Below are 25,896 nucleotides of genomic sequence, written 5' to 3'. Positions count from 1 at the left end.
GGCCATGACGTCACAGCCGCAGGGGAACGAGGGGAACGACGAAGTGGGGCACACCGGCATGGACACGGACGTGGTGATCGCGGGCGCCGGGCCGACGGGCCTGATGCTCGCCTGCGAGCTGAGACTCGCCGGCGTCGACGTGACGCTGGTCGAACGGCTCGCGGAACGGACCGGCGAGTCACGCGCCGGCGGGATGCACTCCCGCACCCTGGAGGTGCTGGACCAGCGCGGGATCGTGGACCGCTTCCTGGCGGCCGGCGAACTGCAGGGCGTGGGCCACTTCTCCGGCCTGCGGCTGGAGTTCGACGAGTCCGAGTCCCGCCACCCCTACCCGCTGATGATCCTGCAGTACACCATCGAACGGCTCCTGGAGGAGTGGGCCGCCGAACTCGGCGTACGGGTGCGCTGGTCGTCCGAGGTGAACGGGATCAGCCAGGACGACTCCGGTGTGACGGTCGAACTGGGCACGGCGGGGACGGCACCGGCGACGCTGCGCGCCCGCTACCTCGTGGGCTGCGACGGCGGCCGCAGCACGGTGCGCAAACTGGCGGGCATCGACTTCCCCGGCACCCCGGCGACGATGACCTCGCTGATCGGCGACGTCGAACTCCCCGACCTGCCCGAGGACTACATCTGGGGACGGCGCTGCCCCGGCGGCGACTACTCGGTGATCGCCTTCGAACCGGGCTGGTACCGGGTGATCACGACCGAGCACGGCCGGGTCCCGGACCGCGACGAACCCACGACGTTCGAGCAGCTGCGGGACTCGCTCATCCGGATCGCGGGCACCGACTACGGCATGAACAGCCCGCGGTGGGTCTCCCGGTTCAGCGACGCGGCACGGCAGGCCGCCCGCTACCGGGAGGGCCGCGTGCTGCTCGCGGGCGACGCGGCGCACATCCACTTCCCGGCCGGCGGCCAGGGCCTGAACATGGGCGTGCAGGACGCGGTCAACCTCGGCTGGAAACTCGCCTCGGTGGTGCGCGGACAGGCACCCGAGACCCTGCTGGACAGCTACCATGCCGAGCGCCACCCCGTCGGGGAGCGCGTCCTGCAGAACACCCGCGCCCAGGCGGCCCTGGCACGTCCCGGCGCCCATACGGACGCGCTGCGCGACGTGTTCTCCGCGCTCATCGTGTTCGACGACGTCAACCAGTACCTGCGCGGGATGCTCACGGCTCTGGACATCCGCTACCCGGCGGACGGCGACCACCTGCTGACGGGCCGCCGGGTGCCCGACGCCGGCCTGAAGACCACCGACGGCGCCACCCGGGTGTACGAACTGCTGCACGGGGCCCGCCCGGTCCTGCTCGACCTGCGCGGCGACGCCGGACTCGCGGCGGCCGCCGAGGGCTGGACCGACCGTGTCGACCTCGTCGAGGCGCGCAGCGAGGACGACCACTGGCCCGTCCCGGCCGTCGGCTCGATCCCCGCCCCGGCCGCGCTCCTCATCCGCCCCGACGGCCATGTCGCCTGGGCGGCCGACGCCGGCGGCGCGCCCGGCACCCCCGCGCTGCGGACGGCCCTCGCCACCTGGTTCGGCCCGGCGCCGCGGAGTTGACCCACGCCCCCTGGAACCGGGTGTCCCGCTGACAGGACACGCATGTCCGGGAGCGGAAGACCACCGATCGGAGATGCGCTCAGTGCATCGCACCTTCATGCCCGCGGGAGAATCCAATGAGTGATCGTGAACACGAGATCTACGACGTGGTCGGCATCGGCTTCGGTCCGTCCAACCTGTCACTCGCCGTCGCCCTGGAGGAGGCCCGGGCGAACGGCCCGGAGCACGAGGTCAGCGCCCTCTTCCTGGAGCGCCAGTCGTCGTTCGGCTGGCACCGCAACATGCTGCTGCCGTCGGCGACCATGCAGATCTCCTTCCTCAAGGACCTGGTCACCTTCCGCAACCCGACGTCGAGCTTCAGCTTCATCGCGTTCCTGCACGCGTCGGGGCGGCTGCCGCAGTTCGTCAACAACCAGGACTTCTTCCCCACGCGTGAGGAGTTCCACCAGTACCTCGAGTGGGCGCAGGCACGCGTGGCCGACCGCGTCGCGTACGGCTCGGAGGTGACGTCGATCCAGCTGCCGCCGGGCACCGACGCCGAGGGCTCGGACCGGCTGCGCCTGCACGTCGCGGACACGGCCGGGCGGGGCAGCCGCGTGGTCGAGGCCCGCAACGTGGTGATCTCGACGGGCCTCGTCCCGGACATGCCCCTGGGGACCGAGCGCGACGAACGGGTGTGGCACAGCTCCGAGTTCCTGGAGAAGTACCGCCGGATGAACCCCGCGGACCTGCGCCGGGTCGCGGTGGTCGGGGCCGGCCAGAGCGCGGCCGAGATCACCAGGTTCCTGTACGACGAGCTGCCGCACGCCCAGGTGTGCGCGGTCATCCCGTCCTACGGGTACTCCGTCGCGGACGACACCCCCTTCGCCAACCAGATCTTCGACCCCGGGGCCGTCGACGACTACTACTTCGGCACCGACCAGACACGGGAGGCGTTCTGGCGGTACCACCGCAACACGAACTACTCCGTGGTCGACGACGAGGTGATCAGGGCGCTCTACCGCAGGTCGTACGACGACGAGGTGCGCGGTGTCCGGCGCCTGCAGTTCCTCAACCTGACGAGGGTCACCGGGGTCAAGCGCCTGGGCGCCGAGACCCGCGTCTCCCTCCAGGTGGGCCCCGACGGCGAGGTGCGCGACCTGGACTTCGACGCCCTCGTCTGCGCGACCGGCTACCGGACGATGCAGCCCACGGGGCTGCTCGGCGACCTCGACCGGCACTGCCTGCGCGACGAGGCGCACCGCTACCGGGTGGAGCGGGACTACCGCGTCTCCACCGACCCGGAGATGCGCTGCGGCATCTACCTCCAGGGCGGCACCGAACACACCCACGGCCTGACGTCCTCGCTGCTGTCGAACATCGCCGTACGGAGCGGAGAGATCGCCGCCTCGATCGTCGGCCGGCTCGCCGCCGGCCGCGACGCCGAACATGCCATCCTTGCCGAGGTCGGCGGTGACCTCCGCTGACGGGTGCGGTGCCCATCACCCCCGCGGGAAGGGAACGCTGATGAACAGTCCGATGGCGGAGAGGTGGCTGCGCCGCTTCCGTGACGACGACACCTGCGGGACGAAGCTCGTCTGCTTCCCCCATGCCGGGGGCTGGGCGAGCGCCTACCGCACCTGGTCCACGGGACTGCCGTCGGACACCGGCGTGCTCGCCGTCCGGTACCCGGGCCGCGAGGACCGGTACAGCGATCCGTTCGCGACGGGCCTGGAGGCCCTCGCGGACGACATAGCCGACGCGCTCGCCGAGCTGGCGCCGTACCGGCTGGTGCTGTTCGGCCACAGCATGGGCGCGTCGGTGGCGCACGAGGTGGCACTGCGCCTCCAGAAGCGCGGGTGTCCGCCGGCCGCGCTGTGCGTGTCCGGCAGACGCCCGCCGCACACGCTGGACGGCTCGCGCCGGTTCTCCGGCCCGGACGACCGGATCGTCGCGGACATCCTGCGCTTCGACCCCAGCCGCGCCCCGGTCTTCGCCGATCCCGACCTGAGGGAGCTCGTGCTCCCCGCGGTCCGCGCGGACTACCGGCTGGTGGACGACTACCGCGGCGGCAGCCGCCCCCCGCTCGACTGCCCCGTGTTCGGCTACACCGGGGACGCCGACCCCGAGGTGACCCCGGACCAGATGCGCGACTGGGCCGACATGACACACGGCGCCTTCCGGCTCCGGGTCCTGCCCGGCGGGCACTTCTACCTCGTCGGCGAGGAGGCCGCGCTGCTGGCGGACCTCGGCCGCGTACTGGACGGCGTCACGTACCGCCCGCACACCGCCATGTGACGGCTGCGGGCGGGCGGCACGCCCCGGCCGCATCACTCCGTGCCGGACGACTCCGCCACGACGTCACCGATCACGGTGCGGGCCTGGACGAACACGACCTCGTCCGCCCGCTCGCGCCCCGCCAGGAGCGAGAGCGCCGTGGAGACGGTCCCCGCGGCGGAGTCGAGCGACAGACGCGCCTCGCTGGTCTCGGCCACACCGACCCGGACGTTGCCGAACGTGGCGGTGGCCAGCACGGACCCCCGCCGCACCTCCCCGAGGTCGATGTCGCCGTGGACCGTCCGGGCCTCCACGTCGGTGTGCGCCCGGCCGAGCCGGACGGTGCCTCGCTCGGCGTACAGGAGGGCGGCACCGCGGACCTCGTCCGCCGTCACATCGCCCCGGCCCCGGGCGCGGAGCGTGGCCGTGCCCTCCGCCAGACCCAGCCGGACGTCGCCGCGGTCTGCCGTGGCCTCGACGGTGCCGGCCGCGCGGCCGACGGTGATGTCCCCGAGGGCGGCGTCCAGGTGCAGGCTGCCGGTCCGGTGGAGGCTGATGTGCCCCAGGCCCGTGCTGAGCCGGCACTCTCCCAGCTCCCCCGTCGCATGGAAGTCCGCGGCCAGAGCACGGCCGTGCAGACTCGACCCGGTGGGTACGGCGAGCGCCACGACGACCGCGCCGCCGTTGCAGCCGGGCCCCCGGGCCTCCACCAGCAGCCGGCCGTCGGCGTGGCCGATGTGCAGGTGGTCGGCGGACCGTACGTCGTCGGGGTCCTCGCGGTCGCGCGGGGAGACCTCGACGGTCGTCACCGAGCGGTCGCCGGCGACGATCCGGACCTGGCCGCACACGACGCTGAGGTCCACGTGGACGGGTGAGGGCGTCTCGAACGCCGGCATGGCGGGCCGCCTTCGGGACGACTGCGGCCACCGGCCCGACGGCGGCGGCCCGGCCGACGCGCCCTCATGTGCGGTCGCGCCGGATCGGCCGGGGTGCCGCGACACGGGCCACCGCGGCGCGGAACCGTACCGCCGGGGCACCTGGTGGAGTCCGGTCCATCCTCACCACGTCTGACGCCATGTGGCATCACACTAGCGCCACCACACGAGGTACGCCCCCACGGCAGCACGGAACGCCCCACGCCGGCGAGCGGAATCGGCCAGCCGGCAGGGCAGGGCACCTCGGCGCCAAAGTGGCGCAGATTGGTGGTGGATGTGACGCCAGATGGTGTCAGGATGGTGGGAGCGGCCTCGGCCGTGGCTGCGGCACCCGGTGCGCCGGGTCGCCGGGCGGTGCGGCGGCGGGGCCGTGCAGGCGACGGTAGGTGTAGGCGGCCGAGACGAGAGCCATGTGGTGGTACCAGCCGGGGAACGAGCGCCCCTCGAAGTCGAGCAGCCCGAAGTCCCGCTCCATGGCACCGATCGCGTCCGTCGTCCCGGTGTGCAGCGCGGTGATCGAGCCGACCTCCGCAAGGCCGAGGTGGGCGAGGCTGGTGAGCCACAGCGGGCCCGGGGCGCCGGTGGGGTCCGTCTCGGTGAGCAGCCGGTACGGAGGGCCCGGAGCACGCCCGGGGAGGTCTCCGGCCAGATGGACGAGCGACGTCTGGAGCCGGCTGCGCCGCTCCGTCTCCGGGCCCTGCGCGGAGACCAGGGACCGGGCGCTCACCGGCGCGGGCAGGCTCTCGCCGGCGGGCAGCACCGCCAGGTGCGGGGGTACGGCGACGACGAAGTCACGGTTGCGCTTGGCGAGTCCGTGCAGCAGGTACGCCACGTCGGGTTCGTCGCTCATGTCGACGAGGACGACGGCCGACGGGGAGTCCGAGCGGGCCGCGAGCCGGTCGACGAGACGCAGCACCGCCGCCCACAGCGGCCGGTACCGCTCACCCTCCGGTATGCGGGCGTCCCTGCGCCGGTCCGGGTCCTGCGTCCAGGCCGTGGACAGGTGCAGGCACCAGTCCACGGGCAACTGTGCCTCGCCGACGCAGAGAAAGGCGCCCAGTCCCAATTGGCAGTTGAGCGTGCGGCCCGAGGACAGGTCGAAGTAGCGGTGGACGCCCACCGACCGGTCACCGCGCTTGGGCAGGACGGCCCGGCCGATGGGCCAGACGTGCGTGGGCCGGTGGACCGCCACCCAGTGGGTCAGTTCCTCCATGACCTCGTCGAAGTCCCACGGGCTGAGACTGACGAACTGGCGCAGCGACTGCACGACGGACGGATCGCGGGAGATCGTGGTGGCGAGCCGGCGCACCGACTTCTTGCCCGAGGTGACGAGCAGTCCCTCCAGGTAGGCGTGGGCCCACTTGCGCTGATCCGTCCGGCGTAAGCTCTTGAAGATCGTGGCGCTGAAGTGATCGAGAGACATGTCCGGATCGGTGGCACGGGTCGCGTGCCGTGAACCCGACGAAGTGCCTGTCTGGAGGGTCTCCATACGCAATAACTCCCCCGAAGTTACTGAGCGTTGTGGAGACGAAAGTCTAGGTCGGAGCACAGTGCGGTGTCAGCGCCCGAGGTTGGCTGACTTGTTGTGGTGCCACGAATGGCGCAAATCCCGGGGGCACTTGACACCAGGACGGCACCCCGTCCTCGCACGGTCCCGGGCGTGCGCGTGCTCTCCCGCCTGCCCGGTGGCGGCTGCGGCGCCCGCAGGACACCCGCAATCAGGACGTGGCTGTCCCACTCCCTCGATTTCACGCGCGCTTCACTCCGCCCGGCTCCCCGTGAGCGGATCAGGCAAGCGGACGGTGTTCAGATCAGGCCAATCAGTGGACTAGACCATTTTGGAGGAGTGGCGTTCGAACTCCGCAAAGTAGTGTTCGAGGGCGCCGAGATTCTTGAACTGGCCTCGATGTCGGGATCTACTCGGAAGGGCGGAAGCCGACCCTCCCGGTCTCGGCGAGGAACCGCGGAACGCCCGGTTCGACCCCTATTCGTAGCCAGCCATCGCAAAACCGCTCGGTCAAAACGCGTGTGTAACGGGGAGACGTGATGACACAGCAGGTCGAGGACTGCAAAGACTCCGAGGTGACCTTCTTCGGCAGGGTCGCGGGAGCGGGACAGAGAATTCGCAGAGCCGATGCAGTGGAGTCGCGACGCGAACAGGTACTCACCACAAAGGTGGGCCTGCGCATACCCATGGGACTGGCTTTCGAGGAGTGGGAGCGGGCCGGGCGTCAGCTCTCCGGACTGCTCAACTCGTCGTCCTGGTGGCTGGGGGACTGGCTGGTCTACGGCAAGGACCACTATGCCGACCGCTATGAACTCGGAATTCGCGCGGCCGGGCTGCAATATCAGACGCTGCGCAACTACGCCTGGGTGTCGCGGCGATTCGAGGTGAATCGCCGGCGGCACGCACTCAGCTTTCAGCACCATGCCGAGCTGGCGTCGTTGCATGTGGAGGAGCAGGACATCTGGCTCGATCGTGCCGAGCAGATGAAGTGGAGCACCAAGCAACTCCGCAATGCCCTCCGGGCACAGCGCGAAGGCGCCGCGCAGCAGACGGACACCGGGACGGCGACCCGCCGGCTGGCCGTGCCCGACCATCGCCTCCAGTGGTGGCACAAGGCGGCCTCACAGGCCGGCACGGAGCTGGAGGAATGGGTGATGGCCACGCTCGACGCCGCCGCCGAGCAGGTGCTGCGGGAGGCCGACCGGCCGCTCGCTCTCGAATGACCGGTGCGTGAGGGTGGGTCCGCTACGCCGAGGGTGCGGACCCCGCGCGGCCGAACAGGCTCCTCAAGGCAGGCGGGTCATCAGCTCCGCGGTCTGCGCGTGCCGGGTGCAGCCGCGTCCGGCGAACGAGCGGACCACCCGGTCGCGGACCTCGGGGCGCTGTTCCTGACTGAGTTTGAACATTCCCTCGGCCTTGGTCACCCGGACCCGGAAGGCGCCGACCCCCAGAACTATCCTGCGGAAGTAGTCGACGGACCCGGTCATGTCCCAGCTGTCGCCGAAATCCTTCTCGAAGGCCTGCACGGTCGCCTGTACGACGCCCAGTGTCTCTTCCGTCGACTCGATCCTCTCCACGACTCCGTGCACGTGCACCGAGGTGAAGTTCCATGTCGGCGCGGCAGGGGTGACGTCGTAGACGGTGGGCGACACATAGGCGTGCGGTCCGGTGAATGTCAGCAGGATCGCCGTCCCCGTGTCCAGTGCCGCCCAATGCGGATTGGCTCGGTTCATGTGACCCAGCAGCGGCATGCCGGCCAGGTCCGCTTCGGGCCGCCCGTCCCATTCCGGGTCGGTGATGACCGGGAGATGCGTGGCGAACGGCCCGTCAGTGGGAGCCCCATTGCTGGCGGCCAGTGCCAGCGGGTTGTCGCGAATCAGGTCGAGCATCCACGACACATCAGGTTCTCGATAGTGGCTGGGGACGAACATGCAGCACTCACCCTTCGGGTTCTGTCGGGAACAGTGACGCCTGTCCTGTTGGCAGGACAACGGGCCCTCCATCGTGGCGCGCTGATGTCCCCTGCGCAATGAAGAACAGAACCGGAACCCGGGAAATGCCCGTCGGGGCCGGGAAAGGACAATGCCGGCCCCATTGATTCGGGGCGCGTTTCCGGGCGGGCCCCCGAAGGATTAGGGAAATCTACTTCGGGTCGCGCCGGAACAACGCCCTGGACCAGAGGTGCCCGAGCGCGGCCAGTCCCAGGCACCAGGCGACGGCGAGCCATCCGTTGTGGCCGATCTCGCTGCCGAGCAGCAGACCGCGCAGGGTCTCGATGGCCGGCGTGAACGGCTGGTACTCGGCGATCGGCCGGAACCAGCCCGGCATCGAGTCGACCGGGACGAAGGCGCTGGAGATGAGCGGCAGGAAGATCAGCGGCATGGCGTTGTTGCTGGCCACCTCGGCGTTCGGACTGGACAGGCCCATGCCCACCGCCAGCCAGGTCAGGGCCAGCGAGAACACGGTGAGCAGCCCGAACGCCGCGACCCACTCCAGGACCGTGGCGTCGGTGGAACGGAAGCCGACGGCCAGGGCGACGGCGCCCACGAGAAGCACGCTCGCCAGACACTGCAGCACGCTGCCGACCACGTGCCCGACGAGCACCGAACCGCGGTGGATCGCCATGGTGCGGAACCGGGCCACGATCCCCTCGGCCATGTCCGTGGCGATGGACACCGCGGTACCGATCGTGGTGCTGCCGATGGTCATCAGCAGCAACCCGGGCACCAGGTAGGCGATGTAGGCGGAGCGGTCGGCGTCGCCGCCCCCGATGCCGGCGCTCATCGCGTCGCCGAAGATGAACACGAACAGCAGGAACAGCATGACCGGCGTGAGCAGCAGTTGCAGCGTCAGGGACGGGTAGCGGCGCGCGTGCAGCAGATTGCGCCGCAGCATCGTGGCCGAGTCACGCAGGGCGTGCGACGGGACGCTCATCGGGCGAACTCCTTGGGCTGGTCCGGCTGCTGAGAGCCGGTGAGGGCGAAGAACACGTCGTCCAGGTCGGGGGTGTGCACGGTCAGCTCGTCCGCCTCGACGCCGACCGCGTCCAGCCAGTCGAGGAGGGCGCCCAGTTCCCGCTGGCTGCCGTCGCTCGGGATCTGCAGCGTCATCGCGTCGTCGTCCCGGGTGACCTCGTCGAGGGCGAGGGCGGCGGACCGGTACGCGGACGGGTCGGAGAACCGCAGCCGCACGTGACCGCCGGGAATGAGCCGCTTCAGCTGCTCGGGGGTTCCCTCCGCGGCGATCCTGCCGCCGTCGAGGACCGCGACGCGGTCGGCGAGCTGGTCGGCTTCCTCCAGATACTGGGTGGTGAGGAAGACGGTCACGCCGTCGGAGACCAGTGCGCGGATGATCTGCCACATGGTGTGCCGTGAGCGCGGGTCGAGGCCGGTGGTCGGTTCGTCGAGGAAGATGATCCGCGGGCTGCCGACCAGGGTCATGGCGATGTCGAGGCGGCGCTTCATGCCGCCGGAGTAGGTGGAGGCGGGTTTGCGCGCGGCCTCGGTGAGGTCGAACCGCTCCAGCAGGCCGGCGGTCACCCGGCGCCCCTCCTTCTTGGGGAGGTGGTTCAGGTCGGCCATCAGCAGCATGTTCTCCTCGCCCGTGATCAGCCCGTCGACCGCGGAGAACTGGCCGGTGACGCCGATCTCCGCGCGGACCGCCTGCGGATCGGCGGCCAGGTCGTGGCCGCCGACGCGGATCTCACCGGAGCCGGCGCCGGGGCTGATCAGGGTGGAGAGGATCTTGACGACGGTGGTCTTGCCCGCGCCGTTCGGACCCAGCAGAGCGAACACGGATCCGGCCGGGACGTGGAGGTCGATGCCGTCGAGGACGGTCTTGTCGCCGTACGACTTGCGCACACCGACGGCGGAGACGGCGGCGGGCGACCGGCCGCCGTCCCCTCGCTGTGTTGTGGGCATGACAGAAGAAGGCATGGTGCGACCCCTTTCGTGAGGCGGGGTGATGGGGTGACGGGAGGAGGAGGGGGGAGGGGGAGGAGAAGAGGGCGGCGATCCGGCCGGGCGGACCGGTGGCTCAGGCGCGGCGCACGTCGATGTTGCCCCAGCGCGTCCGGGCGCGGACCTCGACGGTCTGCTCGGTCTTCTCCGGCGTCTCGGAGGAGGTCAGCGTGTTGCGCACCTGCCCGCGGTCGGAGCTGACGTCGAGCCAGGCGGCGACGCCCTCGCGGATGCCGACCTCGATGGCGCCGTAACTGGTCTCCAGCTGAACGATGCCGGAGGCGACTTCGGCGACCCGCAGGGTGCCGTGGGCGGTGGTGGCGACGACCGAGCTCTCGGCCCGCGTGATGTCGATGTCGCCGTTGGCGCCACTCACCCGCAGCTCGCCGAGCGCGGTGCCGACCATCGTGGTGCCGTGCGAGTTCTTCAGCACGGCGGAGCCGTCGACGGTGCCGACGCGCAGGCTGCCGGAGCTGGTGGTGATCTCGGCCGTGCCCTCGACCCGGTCGACGGTGACCGAGCCGTGGGAGGCGGTCAGCTGGAGCGGGCCGGTGCTGTCCAGGCGTACGTCACCGGAGGAGGTCTTCACCCTGACCTCGCCGAGGCGGCCCTCGCCGAAGACCTGGGTCCAGGAACCGGTCAGGTCGATGTGCGAGCCCGTGGGCAGTCCGACCGTCACATCGACGGTGCCGGACCGCCCGACGAGGTTCGCCTTGGGTGTCCTGATGGTCAGGACACCACCCGCGCAGGTGATCTCGGTCTGGTCGGCGGCCTTCACGTCGTGGCCCCGCTTCGGGTCGCGGGGGCGTACCTCGACGACCGTGTCGAGGCGGTCGGTCGCGGTGAACCGGATCGAGCCGGCGTACACGTGGGTGGTGGCCGTGATCGGTTCCGGGGTGTCGAAAGCAGGCATGGCTGTGCCGTCCTCATGGGTGGTCGGAGCGTCCCCGCTGCGGGACGTGATGGCGGTGAGGTGGCCTGACGGTGTCACGCGGCGCGGGTGCGGTCAGCGCACCCAGCCCGTGATGCTCTGTCCGATGGTGCGGGTCTGCTCCGCCGTACGCGGCCGGGTGCCGCCGTCGACAGCGGCCGCCACGGCCCGCACCAGCCACGCGTTGACCGACAGGCCCTCGCGGCCGGCGGCCTCCTCGGCCCGCGCCTTGAGGTGCGCGGGCAGGCGCAGGTTCACGCGGGCGATGCCGCCCTCGTCGCCGTCGGCGGGAGCCTGCGCCCTGAGCGGTTCGGCGGGTGCGGCCGGCTCCAGGGGGCCGCCGTCGGCGGGCGGCAGGGTGACCACGAAGTCGGGATCGAGCCCGCGCAGCCGTACGTCGACCGAACCGGGGGCGAGCTCGCGGGTGATCTCGTCCATCGCGGCGGAGAGCACGTTGAGCATGATCAGCCGAGTCGCCGACTCCAGGGGAGCGGTGAGCCTCTCGGCCAGCTCGCGGGCCTCGTCGCCGCCGGCCTCGGCGGCCACCGCGAGTTCACGGCGGAGGGTGTCGACGTACGGGGTGAGGTTCATGGCGCCATGGTGGCACCGAAATGGCGCCGTGGGCAAGCGCCAGTGATGCCTCGGATCGGGGCTGTCCGCCGGGGAACGCTGTGGAACGCTGTGGCCTGCGGAAATGTGACGGTACCGTCCCGTCGGCACGGCCTACGCGCCGACGCGCGGCGGCGATGCGCCCCGGGATGGCGCCAATCAGCGCCACATGACGCCAAAAGGCGCCACCCAGCCTTCCCGGTGGCACCAAAAACCGGCCGCCGGCATAGGCGCGACGCCCTGCCGGCAGTAGGGTGGAACGGTGACCCCCTTACCCCGAGAGCAACGGTCGCCGATCGGTGAGCACGACCGCGACGCGGCCGTGCGGCGCCTCCAAGAGGCGTACTCCGAAGGGCTCCTCACCCACGAGGAGCTGGACCGGCGCCTCCACCAGGCGCTCACCGCCAAGGCCCGCGGCCAGCTCGTGTCCGCCCTCGCCGCACTCCCGCAGGAACTGCCGGCCACCACCTCCACCATCGCCGCCGCCAGCGGACGCATCGAGCGCGGCGGCGCGTGGCGGGTTCCCCGGAGACTCAAGGTCGGATCCGCGTTCGGACGGGTGCGTCTGGACCTGTCCCGGGCGATCATCGAGCATCCGGTCGTCGACATCGAACTGCGGCTCGGCACCGGCGGGGCCAGCATCACGGTGCCACGCGACGCCGTCGTCGACGTCGAAGGCGTACGCACCCAGTGGAAGGACCTGCGCTACAAGACCCCGCGGCGTCTCCGCCCCGGCGGACCGACGATCCGCTTCTCCGGGGTGATGGGATTCGGCCGGCTGAAGATCCGCCACGCCCGGCGCTGAGGTCCGCCGGCCGGGCACACCCCGGCGGTGTGGCATCCCGCGGCGGATGAGAGGCTCAGGCGGGTGAGTGAGACACCACCGAACACCCTGCAGTACCGCTTCGACGGGCCGGAAGAGGCCCCCGTCCTGATCCTCGGTCCCTCACTGGGTACGACCTGGCACATGTGGGACCGCCAGATCCCCGAGCTGACCAGGCAGTGGCGCGTCTTCCGGTTCGACCTGCCGGGGCACGGCGGCGCTCCCGCGTACCCGGCCGGCTCGGTGACCGACCTCACCACACGGCTGCTGGCCACCCTCGAAGGGCTCGGCGTGCAGCGCTTCGGCTACGCGGGCTGCGCCCTCGGCGGCGCCGTCGGCATCGAACTCGCCCTGCGCCACCCCGAGCGGCTCGCCTCCCTCGCGCTGATCGCGGCCTCGCCGCGCTTCGGCACGGCCGACGAGTTCCGCCAGCGCGGCGTGATCGTGCGGACCAACGGCCTCGACCCGATCGCCCGCAGCGCCCCCGAGCGCTGGTTCACCGGCGGGTTCGCCGCCGCGCAGCCCGCCATCACCGAGTGGGCCGTACAGATGGTGCGCACCACCGACCCCGGCTGCTACATCGCCGCCTGCGAGGCGCTCGCCTCCTTCGACGTGCGCGCCGAGCTGAGCCGCGTCGGCGTGCCCACCCTCGTGCTCGTCGGCTCGGACGACCAGGTCACCGGCCCAGCGGAGGCCCGCACCCTGGTCGCCGGCATCCCCGACGCCCGCCTCGCCGTCGTCCCCGGGGCCTCGCACCTCGTGCCGGTGGAACAGCCCGCCGCCGTCACCGACCTGCTCGTGCGGCACTTCTCCACCGCCTGGCAGCCCGCCTTCGAGACCTCCACCGGCCAGACCGCCCTGCCCGCCACCGCTCTCCGGCCGGTGCTGTCCCCCTCCCCGCCGCAGCCCGCGCAGACCGGCCCCGTCGCCGAGATCGCCCCGGCCGCCGCACCGCCGCGGGGGCCGGGCCGGCCCGACCCGTACGACGCCGGGCTGAAGGTCCGCCGCGAGGTGCTCGGCGACGCCCACGTGGACCGCGCGCTGGCACAGGCCGACGAGTTCTCGGGCGACTTCCAGGAGTTCATCACCCGCTACGCCTGGGGCGAGATCTGGGACCGGCCCGGTCTCGACCGGCGCACCCGCAGCTGCGTCACCCTCACCGCCCTGGTCGCCGGCGGCCACCTCGACGAGCTGGCCTTCCACACCAGAGCCGCCCTGCGCAACGGCCTCACCCCGGCCGAGATCAAGGAAGTGCTGCTCCAGGCGGCCGTCTACTGCGGCGTGCCCGCCGCGAACAGCGCGTTCAAGGTGGCCCAGCAGGTCATCCGCGAGGAGACCACGCCCCAGGAGTGAACCCGCCCGCGAGGGCGGGGGCAGGATGGAATCATGAAGCTCACGAAGAAGTCGCACTCCTGCGTCCGTCTGGAGAAGGACGGCCGGACCCTCGTCCTGGACCCCGGCGGGTTCAGCGAGGAGGACGCCGCGCTCGGCGCGGACGCGATCCTCGTCACCCACGAGCACCCCGACCACTTCGACGAGTCCCGGTTGCGGGCCGCGCTGGAGGACAACCCGGCCGCCGAGATCTGGACCCTGAGGTCGGTCGCGGAGAAGATCTCGGCGGCCTTCCCCGGCCGGGTCCACACGGTCGGTCACGGCGACACCTTCACGGCCGCCGGTTTCGACGTCGAGGTGCACGGCGAACTCCACGCGGTGATCCACCCGGACATCCCGCGCATCACCAACGTCGGCTACCTCGTCGACGGCGGCAAGCTCTTCCACCCGGGCGACGCCCTCACCGTGCCCGACCGCGCGGTGGAGACGCTGATGCTCCCCGTCATGGCCCCCTGGAGCAAGATCTCCGAGGTCATCGACTACGTCCGCGAGCTGAAGCCGCAGCGCGCCTACGACATCCACGACGCCCTCCTCACCGACCTGGCCCGCCCGGTCTACGACCGCCAGATCGGGCAGCTCGGCGGCGCGGAACACCTGCGGCTGACCCCGGGGGACTCCGCCGAGGTCTGAGGCCCCACGGGGACCGGGCCGCGTTGTCACACCCTCCGGGTAGGTTGTGAGGCATGCGCATCGCGACCTGGAACGTGAACTCGATCACCGCCCGCCTGCCGAGGCTCCTGGCCTGGCTGGAGAGCAGCAGCACGGACGTGCTGTGCCTCCAGGAGGCCAAGGTCGCCGAGGACCAGTTCCCCGCCGAGCAGCTGCGCGAGCTGGGCTACGAGTCGGCGGTCCACGCCACCGGCCGGTGGAACGGCGTGGCGGTGCTCTCCCGCGTCGGCATCGAGGACGTCGTCAAGGGCCTGCCCGGCGACCCCGGCTTCGACGGCTCCGTGGAGCCCCGCGCGATCTCGGCGACCTGCGGCCCGCTGCGCGTCTGGTCGGTCTACGTGCCCAACGGCCGCGAGGTGGACCACCCCCACTACGCCTACAAACTGCAGTGGTTCGAGGCGCTCAGGGCCGCCGTCGCCGGTGACGCGGCCGGCAGCCGCCCCTTCGCGGTCATGGGCGACTACAACGTGGCACCCACGGACGACGACGTCTTCGACCGCGCCTTCTTCGAGGGTTCCACGCACGTCACGGCCGCCGAGCGCGCCGCCCTGGCGGCCCTGCGCGAGACCGGCCTGTCGGACGTGGTCCCGCGGCCCCTGAAGTACGACCACCCCTTCACGTACTGGGACTACCGCCAGCTCTGCTTCCCGAAGAACCGCGGCATGCGCATCGACCTGGTGTACGGCAACCAGCCGTTCGCGCAGGCCGTCAAGGACGCCTACGTGGACCGCGAGGAGCGCAAGGGCAAGGGCGCCTCGGACCACGCCCCGGTCGTGGTGGACCTCGACGTCTAGGGCCTCAGCAGCCGCAGGTCCACCGAGTCCGCCAGGGCCGCGAGACCCGCGTCGCCCGGATGCAGATGGTCCCCGCTGTCGTAGGCGGGCAGCATCCGGGACGGCTGCCGCGGGTCCCGGACCACCGCGTCGAAGTCGAGCACCCCGTCGAAGACGCCGCCGTCCCGGATCCACGCGTTCACGGCGCGGCGCTCGGCGTCCACGGCGGCGGTGCACCGCGCCTCGCCCGCGCACGGCAGGATCGTCGCGGCGAGCATCCGCAGACCCCGGGCGTGCCCGCGCCCGGCGAGCTCGCGCAGCCCCGCGATCACCTCCTCGGCCGAGGTGTCCCACCGCAGGTCGTTGACGCCCTCGAACACGACCGCCGTCCGTGCCGACGTCTGGGCGAGCACGTCCCGGTCGAACCGGTGCAGGGCGCTCACCCCGGCCGTGTCCGTGGACACCCCGTCGCCCGGGTACCGGTCGGTGACCAACCGGTTGCCCGAGACACCCTGGTTCAGCACGCCGTAGCGCGGCACCGTGTGCTGGGCACGCAGCCGCCCGGCCAGCACGTCCGGCCAGCGCCGGTTCGCGTCCACCGTCGACTTGTCGCCGTCGGTGATCGAGTCCCCGAGCAGCACCACCGACCCGGGCCCGCCGCCCACGTCGACCCCGGCCAGCAGCGGCCAGCCGGTGATCACCGAGGTGTAGGGGCCGGCCGAGCCGTCCGCCGTGTGGTCCCCGGGCTCACTGACGTACGAGCGCTGCTGCGCGAGCCGGTGCACGGGCGCCGCCGTCACCGTGCCGGGCAGGTGGAAGCTCACCAGCAGGTCGCCGCCCGCGGGCACGGTGAAGCCGAGGGGGTCGCTGTACGTCTGCGTCCCGGCCGGGATCTCCACGCCGGCCGCCCCGCCGAAGGACAGCGGCACCGGGGCGCCCCGCGCGGCCGCGCCCGAGGCCCGCACCGCGACCGTCGCGCCGCCGATCCGCACGGACGCGGACGCGAAGGTGTTGTCGAACCGCACCCGCACCCGCGGCCCGCCGGCCGAGGCGTGCACCACCAGCCGCAGCGTGCGGTCCGTCCACGGCCCGACGGACGCGTAGCCGCCCGTGGACGTCGTCCAGCTGCCCGTCCAGCCGCTCGCCGCCGGCCGCACCGAGACGGCGAAGACGTGCAGTCCGGCCGCGTCCGGCAGCCGCACCGAGGCGACCGCGCGCCCCGGCACCAGCGGCACCGTCACCCCGTACAGCCGGGCCCGCTCGGCGCGTTGCCCGGCGGGTGTGTTGACGTGCGGCAGGGCCACGGCCTTCGTCGCGAGCGGTCCGGTGCGCCAGTCGGGCGCGGTCAGCCGGAACGAGGAACGCGTGCCGTCCGCGTAGAACACCGTGCCCGGGCCGCCGGTCTCCGTGCCGGAGGTGCCCGCCACCAGGAAGGCGAGGGCGTCGCCGCGCCCCGTGACGCGGACGTCCTGCCCGGCGGCGCGGACGTTGTCCGGCTCTCCCGGCCGCCGCTTCGGCCAGGTCAGCCGGGCGCCCTGGACGGTGAGGGAGCGACCGGGCGTCCAGCCCGCGGCCGTGAGGTCGCCGGCCGACAAGGAGGCCCCGGCGCCGTCGAAGTCGGCCTCCTCGGGCCGGGAGTCGTCGCTCACGGCGCTGTTGTCGAACAGCCGCTCCAGCGGCACCGGCCCGGCCCGCCTTCCCTCGGCGGCCTCGGCCGACACCGCCGGCACCAGCGACCCGCACAGGGTCAGCACGGCCAGGACCCCCCGGACACATCGGCGCACGGCCGACTCCTCCCGCTCAGCTGGACACGACGCGACACCACGCACACGCAGGGACGGAACAGAAGACTTGGCGACGGCCGGTACGCACGACGCAAGGTGAAGTTAGGGAGACGGCCGGGACGCGTCAACGAGCCCCGCGCGAACTCGGCGTGAACTCGACCGCCGCCGCCGGCCCGCGCGCCCTGTGGTGCAAACGGCGGTACGAATGACACGCTGGACGTATGAACATCCCTTTCCTGGGCCACCGGCGCCAGAAGGCGGGGTTCCCCGATCCGGCGGGCATCGCGGAACTCCTCGCCGAGTGCGAACTGCTCCGCTCCCAGGCGTCCCGGGAGGGGGTCCGGCTGGACGACTCGGCGGCCTCCCTGGAGGCACTCGACCAGCTCGTCCCGCGCTGGCGGGACGACGAGGAGACCCTGACCTGGCTCGGCAACGACGCCGGGCTCTATCTGGGCACCGTCATCGTCCGCACGGTGCCCGGCGCCGTCTGGGAGATCCGCTCCGACGGCCAGCCCGTCGTACGGCTCACCTCCGGCCGGGAGTTCGACGTCGTGGACTCCGGCCACGAGTGGGCCGCGAACGGTGTGCCCGAGCTGTCCCAGCTGTACGCCGAGGTCGCGGAGTCCTGACCCCGGGGACGGAGGCTCCGGCCCCCGGCCGACGTAAATACGGCTAATGATCGAAAGGTGCGTGTCGCCCGACGCAGCCGATCGCGCCTGGATACGTTGCGGCAACCACCACACAGCTGAGAGTGAGTAGGGCTGAGCATGGCCGTCGATCCGCTGATCGAGCTGCGTGACGTCAACAAGCACTTCGGGAGCCTGCATGTCCTGAGGGACATCAACCTCAGTGTCGGCCGGGGGGAGGTGGTCGTGGTCATCGGCCCGTCCGGATCCGGGAAGTCGACCCTGTGCCGGGCGATCAACCGGCTGGAGACCATCGAGTCCGGGCAGATCGTTCTCGACGGGCAGCCGCTGCCGGAGGAGGGCAAGCCCCTCGCGCGGCTGCGCGCCGATGTCGGCATGGTCTTCCAGTCGTTCAACCTCTTCGCCCACAAGACCGTGCTGCAGAACGTCTCCCTGGGGCAGGTCAAGGTCCGCGGGCGCGGGAAGGAGGACGCCGACCGGCGCTCCCGGGAACTGCTGGAGCGGGTCGGCGTCGCCGACCAGGCGGACAAGTACCCCGCGCAGCTCTCCGGCGGCCAGCAGCAGCGCGTGGCCATCGCCCGCGCCCTGGCCATGGAGCCCAAGGCGATGCTCTTCGACGAGCCCACCTCGGCCCTCGACCCGGAGATGATCAACGAGGTGCTGGAGGTCATGCGGCAGCTCGCGCGCGAGGGCATGACCATGATCGTCGTCACGCACGAGATGGGCTTCGCCCGCTCGGCCGCCAACCGTGTCGTCTTCATGGCCGACGGCCGGATCGTCGAGGACCGCACGCCCGACGAGTTCTTCACCAACCCCAGCAGCGACCGCGCCAAGGACTTCCTCTCCAAGATCCTCAAGCACTGAACCGGCGGGCACCGGACGGCTCGTCGCGCCGGACCTCGACTACGATGTGCCCTTCATCCCTGTCGGAGAGGGGGACTTCCGCCGAAGGCCGCCGATCCGTCCGGGGTGAGCAGACCGCCCGCCCGGCCCACGGGTCGTCACCGCCGTGGCCGGCCCCCGCGGTCACCGGACCACGGGGGCGGTGGTCCACATCGGCCAGGCCCGTCCGGCGGCAGCCGGAGATCACTGCTCGCGCAGCGGAACCGACACGTACGACGGGTCGTTCGCCGGCGAGGAGAAGGTCAGCTGCGCGCCGGACGGGTTGTGCTCGATGTACAGCGGGTCGACCGTGTCGACGACCAGGGCGAGGCGATGCCCGGCCGGGACGTCGTAGGCCGTGGAGTACAGCTCCAGGTCGACGCCGAACGGCTTTCCGGGGGTGCGCCCGTGGAAGGTGTACGGTGCGTGGGAGACCAGCTTGCCGAGGCCGAGCGGCCCCACGTCGTACAGGTGGGCGACGAGGGTGCCGCTCCCCTCGGTCGGGGTGAGGGTGGTGTGCAACTTCGCCGTTCCGCGCACCTGCTGGGCGGTGGTGTACCTCTCCGACTGCCACACGGCGGCCCAGCGCCGCGGGAGCAGCGGGATCGAGGCCGTCGGGGGCAGCCGGGTCACCTGGTCGAGGATGCCGGACAGGAGGACGACCCCGCCGTCGGCGCCCGAGTTCACGTTCGCGTGGATGGTCCGGGAGTCCGCGAGGGCGATCTTCCGGGCGTCCGCACCCACCGACTTCCAGTCCGGGTAGCCCTCGTAGCCGCCCCCCGCACGGGACGCGAGCTGGACCGGCTGCTCGCGGTCGATGCCGTTGTCCACGCCTCTGAGGTGGTGGTCGAACCAGCGCTCGGTGTCCTTCCACACGTCGTTGGGCAGCCCGAACAGGCCGGTCAGTTCGGCGGTGGCGTGGTCACCGGGCCGCATCTCCAGCCGCTTGGGGCCGGTCAGCTTCTCGTAGAAGTCGGTGTACTGGTTGGGCGGGAAGATCGAGTCGCCCCAGGCGTTGGCGAGCATGACCGCCGTGCCGTTCTGGTTGATCCGGTCGACGTGGGTCGCAGCGGAACGTTTCTTGCCCCAGGCGATGAGCTCCGGCTCCTTCGCCAGGTTGGAGCTGTAGAAGTCGTCGAAGACCTGGCGGAGTTCGGCGCCCTGGCGGCCCGTGACGACGCTCGCGCCGTCCAGCAGGGCGGCCGCCTGGACGTGCTGGGTGCGCCCGGAGTAGATCGAGCCGATCAGGTCCGCCCAGCCGCTCAGCGAGGCGACCGCCTTGACGCGGGGGTCGTGCGCGGCGGTGAGCAGGCTGATGCCGGCGCCGTAGGAGACGCCCGCCATGCCGACGCGCCCCGCGTCGGAGGGGGTGTGCGCGAGCGCCCAGTCGATGACCTTGGAGGCGTCGGCGACGTCGGGCGGACCCGCCACCTCGATCTCGCCGCCCGACTGCCAGAAGCCGCGCACGTTGTAGGTGACGACGACGTATCCGGAGTCGGCGAGCTTCTGGGCCTGGGCGAGGTACTCGATCTGGGGCAGGCCCCAGCTGGTGGGCAGGACGAGGAGCGGGTAGCGGCGGGTGCCGTCGGCGCCGGCCGGGGTGACGACGTTGGCCTTGAGGACGGTGCCGCCGTCGCCGCCGATGTCGACGAAGCGGACGGGGTGCGGTGCCGCCTGGGCGGTGGGGGCGATTCCGAGGGCGGTTCCGGCGACCAGGGTCGCCGAGACGGCGCCTACGGCGGTGGTGCGCAGGGCCTTGCGATGGGGTCCCACGGGTCACTCCTCACTCGTGTCAGTGCAAAGTGACCGAACGGTAACCTCGCCCCCTTACCAGGGGTAACCCGTCGGTAAGTTACGTGCCAGTAACGATTGTTGATCCGTGGAGGAGTTCAGGAGGCACGGTGTGTATGACGTGGAGCCGCTCCCGTGGCGGCGGGCAGGGCGGCCCGCGCCGCGCGCGTCACGTCCGCCACGAGCTCGACGACGTCCGGCCCGTACGCCTGCGAGTTGATCACCTTCAGCAGCAGCACGAACGAGCTGTTGCCGTAACTACGGGTCAGCCGCTCGTGGTTGCGGGCGAGATAGCGGGTCGCGGCCTGGTTGGTGATCGACGTCTGGCCGCAGAAGAGGAACACCGGGCGGATGTCATGGGTGCGGTCCGCGGTGAGCCGGGCCAGCAGCGCGTACTCCTCCCGGCCGTGCTCCACGCGGTAGCGCTCCGTGCCGACGAGGAACGAGCCCCGGTCCGGGCCCGGTTCGGCGTCCACGTTGACCCGTACCCCCGGCAGCAGCGAGGAGAGGTGGGCCGCCATGCGCCGATTTGACGCCGGCCCGCCCACGCAGAACTCCGTGCGCTCGCCGAAGCCCTGACGGGCCGTGTCGTGCGGGAGGATCTGGGCGTGCGCGTTGCAGTCCTTGATCAGGGCGGCCAGTTCGAGCAGCGCGAACACGTCGTAGCGCATCACCGAGAACTCGGGCCCCGCCGCGCCCCGGTTCACCACCAGCAGGGACTCGGAGTTGTCGGGCAGCCCGAAGAACGCCTGCTTCCGGCGCAGTCTGCGTTTCCACAGGTAGGTGCGGGCCACCCAGCCGATCGCGGCGCTCAGGCCCGCCGCTATCACGCCCAGGACGATGTTGCGCACGTCGTCATTCATGGGCGCGCATGGTAGCGGGCCGGGCGGACACGCGTTCGGCGTGCTCCTGACGAGGCCATGGCGATGAATTAAGCTGCCCGGACTGCCTTTGCCTGGAGGTGCGGATGCGTCGCCCTGTCGCGCGGAATCTGACGGTCCTGGCGGTCTCGGCCGCCGTGGTGGCTTCGGTGGGGGCGGCGGCGCCACCCGCCGCGCAGAGCCCCGGCGAGGAGAAGACCCCCGTCGCCGTCGGCTACGGCGGCGCGGTCTCCAGCGTCGACCCGGACGCCTCCGCCGCCGGGATCGAGGTCCTCAGGAAGGGCGGCAACGCCGTCGACGCGGCCGTCGCCACGGCAGCGGCCCTCGGCGTCACCGAGCCGTACTCCGCCGGTATCGGCGGGGGCGGCTACTTCGTCTACTACGACGCCGCCTCCCGCGCGGTCCGCACCATCGACGGCCGTGAGACCGCCCCGCTGAGTGCCGACGCGAACCTGTTCATGGAGAACGGCAAGCCCGTCCCCTTCGCCGAGGCCGTGAGCAGCGGTCTGAGCGTCGGCACGCCCGGCACGCCCGCCACCTGGCAGACCGCCCTGGACCGGTGGGGCAGCAAGCGGCTGGCGAGCGTGCTGAAGCCCGCCGAGCGCCTCGCCCGCGACGGCTTCACGGTCGACGAGACCTTCCGCGCGCAGACCGCCTCCAACGAGGCCCGCTTCCGCCACTTCCCGGACACCGCCGAGCTGTTCCTGCCCGGCGGCCGGCTGCCGGAGGTCGGCTCCACCTTCAGGAATCCCGATCTGGCCCGCACGTACGCGGAGCTGGCGCGCAAGGGGGTCGGCGAGCTGTACCACGGCCGGCTCGGGCGCGAGATCGTCGAGACGGTCAACGAGCCGCCGGTCGACCCCTCCTCCGGCTGGAACGCCCGGCCCGGCGACCTGTCCGCCAGGGACCTGGCCGCCTACCGCACCAAGCTCCAGGCGCCCAGCCGCACCTCGTACCGCGGTCTCGGCGTCTACTCCATGGCGCCGTCCTCCTCCGGCGGCACGACGGTCGGCGAGGCGCTCAACATCCTGGAGCGCACCGACCTCTCGAAGGCCGACCGGGCCACCTACCTGCACCGGTTCATCGAGGCGAGCCGGATCGCGTTCGCGGACCGGGGCCGCTGGGTGGGCGACCCCGCCTTCGAGGACGTACCGACGAAGGAGCTGCTGTCGCAGCGGTTCGCCGACTCGCGCGCGTGCCTCATCAAGGACGACGCGGTGCTCACCAGCCCGGTGGCGCCCGGCGACCCGCGCGACCCGCAGGCGTGCGGCACCGGAGGCACGGCCGCACCCACCACCTACGAGGGCGACAGCACCACGCATCTGACCGTGGCCGACAAGTGGGGCAACGTCGTCTCGTACACCCTCACCATCGAGCAGACGGGCGGCAGCGGGATCACCGTGCCGGGCCGGGGGTTCATCCTCAACAACGAGCTGACCGACTTCTCCTTCGCCCCGGCCAACCCCGCCGTGCACGACCCGAACCTGCCGGGCCCGGGCAAGCGCCCGCGCTCGTCCATGTCACCGACGATCGTGCTCGACCGGCACGACAGGCCCGTGGTGGCGCTGGGGTCGCCGGGCGGCGCGACGATCATCACCACCGTGCTGCAGACGCTCACCGGTTTCCTCGACCGGGGGCTGCCGCTCGTCGACGCGATCGCCGCGCCCCGGGCCAGTCAGCGCAACGCCGCGCAGACGGAGCTGGAGCCGGGGCTCGACGGTGACGTGAGGAGGCGACTGGAGGCGATCGGGCACGCGTTCAAGGCCAACCCGGAGATCGGGGCGGCCACCGGGGTGCAGCGGCTCCCCGGCGGGAAGTGGCTGGCAGCCGCGGAGACCGTGCGGCGGGGCGGAGGGTCGGCGATGGTGGTGCGGCCCGCGCGGTGAGTGTCTAGTGCGGGCCGGCGGGGGCCGGTCGCGCAGTTCCCCGCGCCCCTAACGGGGCGCGGTGCTGAACGCGAGCCGGCCGTCCTGCACGTCCACGGTCACCCGGCCGCCCTCCGCGACGCTGCCGTCCAGCAGCAGGCGTGACAGTTCGTTGTCCACCTCGCGCTGGATGGTGCGGCGCAGCGGGCGGGCGCCGTACTCCGGCTGGTAGCCGTGGTCGGCCAGCCACTCCACCGCGCGGTCGGTGAATTCGACCGTGACTCCCTTGCCCCGGACCAGGGAGCGGGTGCGCTCCAGCAGCAGGTCGGTGATCCGGCGCAGCTGCTGCGTGGTGAGCTGGCGGAAGACGACGATCTCGTCGATGCGGTTGAGGAACTCCGGGCGGAAGTGCTCGCGCAGCGGGCGCAGGATCTGCTCGCGGCGGGCCTCCTCGTCCGCGTCGGCGCCGCCCGAGGCGAAGCCCAGCGCGCCGCCGCGGCGGGTGATCGCCTCGGAGCCGAGGTTGCTGGTCATGACGATGACCGTGTTGGTGAAGTCCACCGTGCGGCCCTGGGAGTCGGTCAGCCGGCCGTCGTCGAGCACCTGGAGCAGGACGTTGAAGACGTCCGGGTGGGCCTTCTCCACCTCGTCCAGCAGCAGCAGCGAGTACGGGTGGCGGCGGACGACCTCGGTCAGCTGGCCCGCCTCCTCGTGCCCCACATAGCCGGGCGGGGCACCGACCAGGCGGCTGACGGTGTGCCGCTCCTGGTACTCGCTCATGTCGAGGCGGACCATGCGGTCCTCACTGCCGAACAGGGCCTCGGCGAGCGCCCGGGCCAGCTCGGTCTTGCCGACGCCCGTCGGGCCCAGGAAGAGGAAGCTGCCGATCGGGCGGTCGGGCGCCGCGAGCCCGGCGCGGGAGCGCAGGACCGCGTCGGCGACGACCCGGACGGCCTCGTCCTGGCCGACGACCCGCTCGTGCAGATGCTCCTCCAGGCCCAGCAGGCGGTCCTTCTCCTCCTGCGTGAGGCTGCTGACCGGGATCCCCGTCTGCCGGGACACCACCTCGGCGATCGCCTCGGCACCGACCACCAGGTCCTGGCCCTCGTCGACCTCGCCGTCGCCGCCGGCCTCGGTGATCCGCTGCTTGACGTCCAGGATCCGGTCGCGCAACTGGGTGGCCTGCTCGTACTGCTCGTCCGCGACCGCCTGGTCCTTGTCCCGGATCAGCTGCTCCAGCTCCCGTTCCAGGGCCCGTACGTCCGTGCCCTTGGTCCGGGCCCGCAGCCGCACCCGGGCACCGGCCTGGTCGATCAGGTCGATCGCCTTGTCGGGCAGGCGACGGTCGGTGAGGTAGCGGTCGGACAGTTCCACGGCCGCCACCAGCGCCTCGTCGGTGTAGCGGACCTGGTGGTGGGCCTCGTAGCGGTCCTGCAGGCCGCGCAGGATCTCGATCGCGTCCGCGGGGGTCGGTTCCGGCACCATGATCGGCTGGAAGCGGCGGGCCAGCGCCGCGTCCTTCTCGATCCGGCGGTACTCCTCCAGGGTGGTGGCGCCCACGATGTGCAGCTCGCCCCGGGCGAGGGCGGGCTTGAGGATGTTGCCCGCGTCCATGGAGCTGCCGTCGCCGCCCCCGGCCCCGGCCCCTACGACCGTGTGCAGTTCGTCGATGAAGATGATCAACTGGTCCGAGTGGGCGCGGATCTCGCCGACGATGTTGTTCATCCGCTCCTCGAAGTCACCCCGGTAGCGGGTGCCGGCGACCACACCCGTCAGATCCAGGGCGACCACCCGGCGGCCGATCAGCACGTCGGGCACGTCCCCCTCGGAGATGCGCTGGGCCAGGCCCTCCACGATGGCGGTCTTGCCGACGCCCGCGTCACCGATCAGCACGGGGTTGTTCTTGCCGCGCCGGGACAGGACCTCGACGGTCTGCTCGATCTCCTCGTCGCGGCCGATCACCGGGTCGATCCGGCCCTGCCGGGCCAGGTCGGTGAGGTCGCGGCCGTACTTGTCGAGGGTCGGCGTGTTCGTCGCGCGCGGCCGCTCGGCCTGGGGTGCCTCGGGCGCCTCGGGCGGGCTGGAGGGCGCGAAGCGGGCCGCGTTGAGGATGTGCCCGGCGGCCGAGTCGGGGTTCGAGGCCAGGGCGCTGAGCACGTGTTCGGGGCCGATGTAGCCGTAGCCGCGGGCCCGGGCCATGTCATGCGCGTCGAGCAGGGCCCGTTTGGCGGCCGGGGTGAGGGAGAGCGCGGTCGGCGGCGGCGCGTCGTCCGGGGAGTGCTGGGCCGGGCCGGACCGTTCGTCGATCTGGGAGGCCAGCGAGTCCGGGTTCGCTCCGGCCTTGCTCAGCAGGGTGCGCGTGGGTTCGGTGGAGAGCGCCGCCCGCAGCAGGTGTTGCGTGTCGAGGTCCCGGCTGCCGTGCTCGGCGGCGTACTGGGCGGCGCCGCGGACGAGCTCCCGGGCCGGCTGGCTGAGCAGCCGGCCCAGGTCGATCTGCCGGGGACCGGGGCGCGGTCCGCCGAAGAAACGTGCGAGGAATTCACCGAAGGGGTCCGAGCCGTAGCCCTCCGGGCTGCTGAAGCCGCTGCTCATGGGCCTTCCGTTCCCGGCGTCCCCGGCGCCCGGGCGGGG

The 25,896-nt window shown here is 72.0% G+C and carries 22 protein-coding genes; 11 read left to right on the top strand and 11 right to left on the bottom strand.

Translation table 11 applies throughout. From position 1 onward, the window contains the following. Positions 1–4 precede the first annotated feature (4 nt). From ACF07N_RS22820 to ACF07N_RS22810, 3 genes are all read left to right on the top strand, one after another. Complete coding sequence (locus ACF07N_RS22820) at positions 5–1,561, top strand: FAD-dependent monooxygenase (RefSeq protein WP_392115782.1); 1,557 nt, start codon at positions 5–7, stop codon at positions 1,559–1,561. Between the two features lie 116 nt (positions 1,562–1,677). Continuing rightward, positions 1,678–3,027, top strand: a complete 1,350-nt coding sequence (locus ACF07N_RS22815; protein ID WP_392115779.1) for a lysine N(6)-hydroxylase/L-ornithine N(5)-oxygenase family protein — start codon at positions 1,678–1,680, stop codon at positions 3,025–3,027. A 40-nt stretch (positions 3,028–3,067) separates the two neighbouring features. Then, the gene (locus ACF07N_RS22810; protein WP_392115776.1) at positions 3,068–3,838 is read left to right on the top strand and encodes a thioesterase II family protein; all 771 of its coding nucleotides are present in this window, start codon (positions 3,068–3,070) and stop codon (positions 3,836–3,838) included. 32 nt (positions 3,839–3,870) lie between these two features. On the opposite strand, the gene ACF07N_RS22805 is transcribed toward ACF07N_RS22810, so the two are convergent. Both ACF07N_RS22805 and ACF07N_RS22800 read right to left on the bottom strand, forming a co-directional pair. Then, complete coding sequence (locus tag ACF07N_RS22805) at positions 3,871–4,713, bottom strand: DUF4097 family beta strand repeat-containing protein (protein WP_392115773.1); 843 nt, start codon at positions 4,711–4,713, stop codon at positions 3,871–3,873. Positions 4,714–5,044: 331 nt separating this feature from the next. Further along, positions 5,045–6,175, bottom strand: a complete 1,131-nt coding sequence (locus tag ACF07N_RS22800; RefSeq protein ID WP_392115770.1) for an IS701 family transposase — start codon at positions 6,173–6,175, stop codon at positions 5,045–5,047. 623 nt (positions 6,176–6,798) lie between these two features. Between ACF07N_RS22800 and ACF07N_RS22795 the strand changes: the two genes are divergently transcribed. Continuing rightward, positions 6,799–7,482 (top strand): LmbU family transcriptional regulator, encoded by a 684-nt coding sequence (locus tag ACF07N_RS22795; protein WP_392115767.1) that lies wholly within the window; start codon positions 6,799–6,801, stop codon positions 7,480–7,482. A 63-nt stretch (positions 7,483–7,545) separates the two neighbouring features. Here ACF07N_RS22795 and ACF07N_RS22790 read toward each other — a convergent pair whose 3' ends face one another. The 5 genes from ACF07N_RS22790 to ACF07N_RS22770 all read right to left on the bottom strand — a co-directional run bounded on the left by ACF07N_RS22790 (position 7,546) and on the right by ACF07N_RS22770 (position 11,740). After that, positions 7,546–8,190, bottom strand: a complete 645-nt coding sequence (locus ACF07N_RS22790; protein WP_392115764.1) for an FMN-binding negative transcriptional regulator — start codon at positions 8,188–8,190, stop codon at positions 7,546–7,548. 211 nt (positions 8,191–8,401) lie between these two features. Further along, positions 8,402–9,193 (bottom strand): ABC transporter permease, encoded by a 792-nt coding sequence (locus tag ACF07N_RS22785; RefSeq protein ID WP_392115762.1) that lies wholly within the window; start codon positions 9,191–9,193, stop codon positions 8,402–8,404. Further along, positions 9,190–10,194 carry an ATP-binding cassette domain-containing protein gene (locus ACF07N_RS22780; protein WP_392115759.1) on the bottom strand — a complete coding sequence of 335 codons (1,005 nt, stop codon included), beginning with the start codon at positions 10,192–10,194 and terminating at the stop codon, positions 9,190–9,192. Before ACF07N_RS22780 ends, ACF07N_RS22785 begins: the two co-directional genes overlap by 4 nt. Positions 10,195–10,294: 100 nt before the next feature. Then, positions 10,295–11,131 carry a DUF4097 domain-containing protein gene (locus ACF07N_RS22775; RefSeq protein ID WP_383322073.1) on the bottom strand — a complete coding sequence of 279 codons (837 nt, stop codon included), beginning with the start codon at positions 11,129–11,131 and terminating at the stop codon, positions 10,295–10,297. A 93-nt stretch (positions 11,132–11,224) separates the two neighbouring features. Further along, positions 11,225–11,740 carry a hypothetical protein gene (locus ACF07N_RS22770; protein WP_383322070.1) on the bottom strand — a complete coding sequence of 172 codons (516 nt, stop codon included), beginning with the start codon at positions 11,738–11,740 and terminating at the stop codon, positions 11,225–11,227. A gap of 280 nt (positions 11,741–12,020) precedes the next feature. On the opposite strand from ACF07N_RS22770, the gene ACF07N_RS22765 reads away from it, so the two are divergent. From ACF07N_RS22765 to ACF07N_RS22750, 4 genes are all read left to right on the top strand, one after another. Further along, on the top strand, positions 12,021–12,563 hold the full coding sequence (locus ACF07N_RS22765) for a DUF1707 domain-containing protein (RefSeq protein WP_383322067.1): 543 nt from the start codon (positions 12,021–12,023) through the stop codon (positions 12,561–12,563). Positions 12,564–12,626: 63 nt separating this feature from the next. Next, positions 12,627–13,934, top strand: a complete 1,308-nt coding sequence (gene pcaC / locus ACF07N_RS22760; protein WP_392115754.1) for a 4-carboxymuconolactone decarboxylase — start codon at positions 12,627–12,629, stop codon at positions 13,932–13,934. A gap of 33 nt (positions 13,935–13,967) precedes the next feature. Then, positions 13,968–14,603 (top strand): MBL fold metallo-hydrolase, encoded by a 636-nt coding sequence (locus ACF07N_RS22755; RefSeq protein ID WP_383322043.1) that lies wholly within the window; start codon positions 13,968–13,970, stop codon positions 14,601–14,603. A gap of 53 nt (positions 14,604–14,656) precedes the next feature. Then, positions 14,657–15,436, top strand: a complete 780-nt coding sequence (locus tag ACF07N_RS22750) for an exodeoxyribonuclease III (RefSeq protein ID WP_392115751.1) — start codon at positions 14,657–14,659, stop codon at positions 15,434–15,436. Here the strand turns inward: ACF07N_RS22750 and ACF07N_RS22745 are convergent. After that, on the bottom strand, positions 15,433–17,199 hold the full coding sequence (locus tag ACF07N_RS22745; protein WP_392115748.1) for an SGNH/GDSL hydrolase family protein: 1,767 nt from the start codon (positions 17,197–17,199) through the stop codon (positions 15,433–15,435). The two genes, ACF07N_RS22750 and ACF07N_RS22745, sit on opposite strands and share 4 nt — an antisense overlap. A 221-nt stretch (positions 17,200–17,420) precedes the next feature. On the opposite strand from ACF07N_RS22745, the gene ACF07N_RS22740 reads away from it, so the two are divergent. Together ACF07N_RS22740 and ACF07N_RS22735 are read left to right on the top strand one after the other, a co-directional pair. Continuing rightward, entirely contained in the window at positions 17,421–17,828 is a 408-nt protein-coding gene (locus ACF07N_RS22740; protein WP_383322034.1) for a DUF6278 family protein, read from the top strand. Between the two features lie 138 nt (positions 17,829–17,966). Beyond that, on the top strand, positions 17,967–18,710 hold the full coding sequence (locus ACF07N_RS22735) for an amino acid ABC transporter ATP-binding protein (protein ID WP_383338667.1): 744 nt from the start codon (positions 17,967–17,969) through the stop codon (positions 18,708–18,710). 222 nt (positions 18,711–18,932) lie between these two features. Here the strand turns inward: ACF07N_RS22735 and ACF07N_RS22730 are convergent, their stop codons facing one another. Beyond that, complete coding sequence (locus tag ACF07N_RS22730; RefSeq protein WP_392115745.1) at positions 18,933–20,501, bottom strand: CocE/NonD family hydrolase; 1,569 nt, start codon at positions 20,499–20,501, stop codon at positions 18,933–18,935. A 116-nt stretch (positions 20,502–20,617) separates the two neighbouring features. Next, positions 20,618–21,382, bottom strand: coding sequence for a hypothetical protein (locus ACF07N_RS22725; protein ID WP_383338669.1), 765 nt, complete (start codon positions 21,380–21,382; stop codon positions 20,618–20,620). Between the two features lie 104 nt (positions 21,383–21,486). On the opposite strand from ACF07N_RS22725, the gene ggt reads away from it, so the two are divergent. Beyond that, the gene (gene ggt / locus ACF07N_RS22720) at positions 21,487–23,286 is read left to right on the top strand and encodes a gamma-glutamyltransferase (RefSeq protein ID WP_392115742.1); all 1,800 of its coding nucleotides are present in this window, start codon (positions 21,487–21,489) and stop codon (positions 23,284–23,286) included. A 48-nt stretch (positions 23,287–23,334) separates the two neighbouring features. Here the strand turns inward: ggt and ACF07N_RS22715 are convergent, their stop codons facing one another. Continuing rightward, complete coding sequence (locus ACF07N_RS22715; RefSeq protein WP_392115739.1) at positions 23,335–25,857, bottom strand: ATP-dependent Clp protease ATP-binding subunit; 2,523 nt, start codon at positions 25,855–25,857, stop codon at positions 23,335–23,337. Positions 25,858–25,896 lie beyond the last annotated feature (39 nt).

Source organism: Streptomyces sp. NPDC015242 (genome assembly GCF_043079125.1).
GTDB lineage: Bacteria > Actinomycetota > Actinomycetes > Streptomycetales > Streptomycetaceae > Streptomyces.
This window is presented reverse-complemented; position numbering and strand designations above follow the sequence as displayed.

Bases quoted from the DNA above. Each gene is read 5' to 3' on its own strand.
- ACF07N_RS22820 (WP_392115782.1), top strand. From the start codon at position 5: ATGACGTCACAGCCGCAGGGGAACGAGGGGAACGACGAAGTGGGGCAC.
- ACF07N_RS22815 (WP_392115779.1), top strand. From the start codon at position 1,678: ATGAGTGATCGTGAACACGAGATCTACGACGTGGTCGGCATCGGCTTC.
- ACF07N_RS22810 (WP_392115776.1), top strand. From the start codon at position 3,068: ATGAACAGTCCGATGGCGGAGAGGTGGCTGCGCCGCTTCCGTGACGAC.
- ACF07N_RS22805 (WP_392115773.1), bottom strand. From the start codon at position 4,713: ATGCCGGCGTTCGAGACGCCCTCACCCGTCCACGTGGACCTCAGCGTC.
- ACF07N_RS22800 (WP_392115770.1), bottom strand. From the start codon at position 6,175: ATGTCTCTCGATCACTTCAGCGCCACGATCTTCAAGAGCTTACGCCGG.
- ACF07N_RS22795 (WP_392115767.1), top strand. From the start codon at position 6,799: ATGACACAGCAGGTCGAGGACTGCAAAGACTCCGAGGTGACCTTCTTC.
- ACF07N_RS22790 (WP_392115764.1), bottom strand. From the start codon at position 8,190: ATGTTCGTCCCCAGCCACTATCGAGAACCTGATGTGTCGTGGATGCTC.
- ACF07N_RS22785 (WP_392115762.1), bottom strand. From the start codon at position 9,193: ATGAGCGTCCCGTCGCACGCCCTGCGTGACTCGGCCACGATGCTGCGG.
- ACF07N_RS22780 (WP_392115759.1), bottom strand. From the start codon at position 10,194: ATGCCTTCTTCTGTCATGCCCACAACACAGCGAGGGGACGGCGGCCGG.
- ACF07N_RS22775 (WP_383322073.1), bottom strand. From the start codon at position 11,131: ATGCCTGCTTTCGACACCCCGGAACCGATCACGGCCACCACCCACGTG.
- ACF07N_RS22770 (WP_383322070.1), bottom strand. From the start codon at position 11,740: ATGAACCTCACCCCGTACGTCGACACCCTCCGCCGTGAACTCGCGGTG.
- ACF07N_RS22755 (WP_383322043.1), top strand. From the start codon at position 13,968: ATGAAGCTCACGAAGAAGTCGCACTCCTGCGTCCGTCTGGAGAAGGAC.
- ACF07N_RS22750 (WP_392115751.1), top strand. From the start codon at position 14,657: ATGCGCATCGCGACCTGGAACGTGAACTCGATCACCGCCCGCCTGCCG.
- ACF07N_RS22740 (WP_383322034.1), top strand. From the start codon at position 17,421: ATGAACATCCCTTTCCTGGGCCACCGGCGCCAGAAGGCGGGGTTCCCC.
- ACF07N_RS22735 (WP_383338667.1), top strand. From the start codon at position 17,967: ATGGCCGTCGATCCGCTGATCGAGCTGCGTGACGTCAACAAGCACTTC.
- ACF07N_RS22725 (WP_383338669.1), bottom strand. From the start codon at position 21,382: ATGAATGACGACGTGCGCAACATCGTCCTGGGCGTGATAGCGGCGGGC.
- ggt (WP_392115742.1), top strand. From the start codon at position 21,487: ATGCGTCGCCCTGTCGCGCGGAATCTGACGGTCCTGGCGGTCTCGGCC.
- ACF07N_RS22715 (WP_392115739.1), bottom strand. From the start codon at position 25,857: ATGAGCAGCGGCTTCAGCAGCCCGGAGGGCTACGGCTCGGACCCCTTC.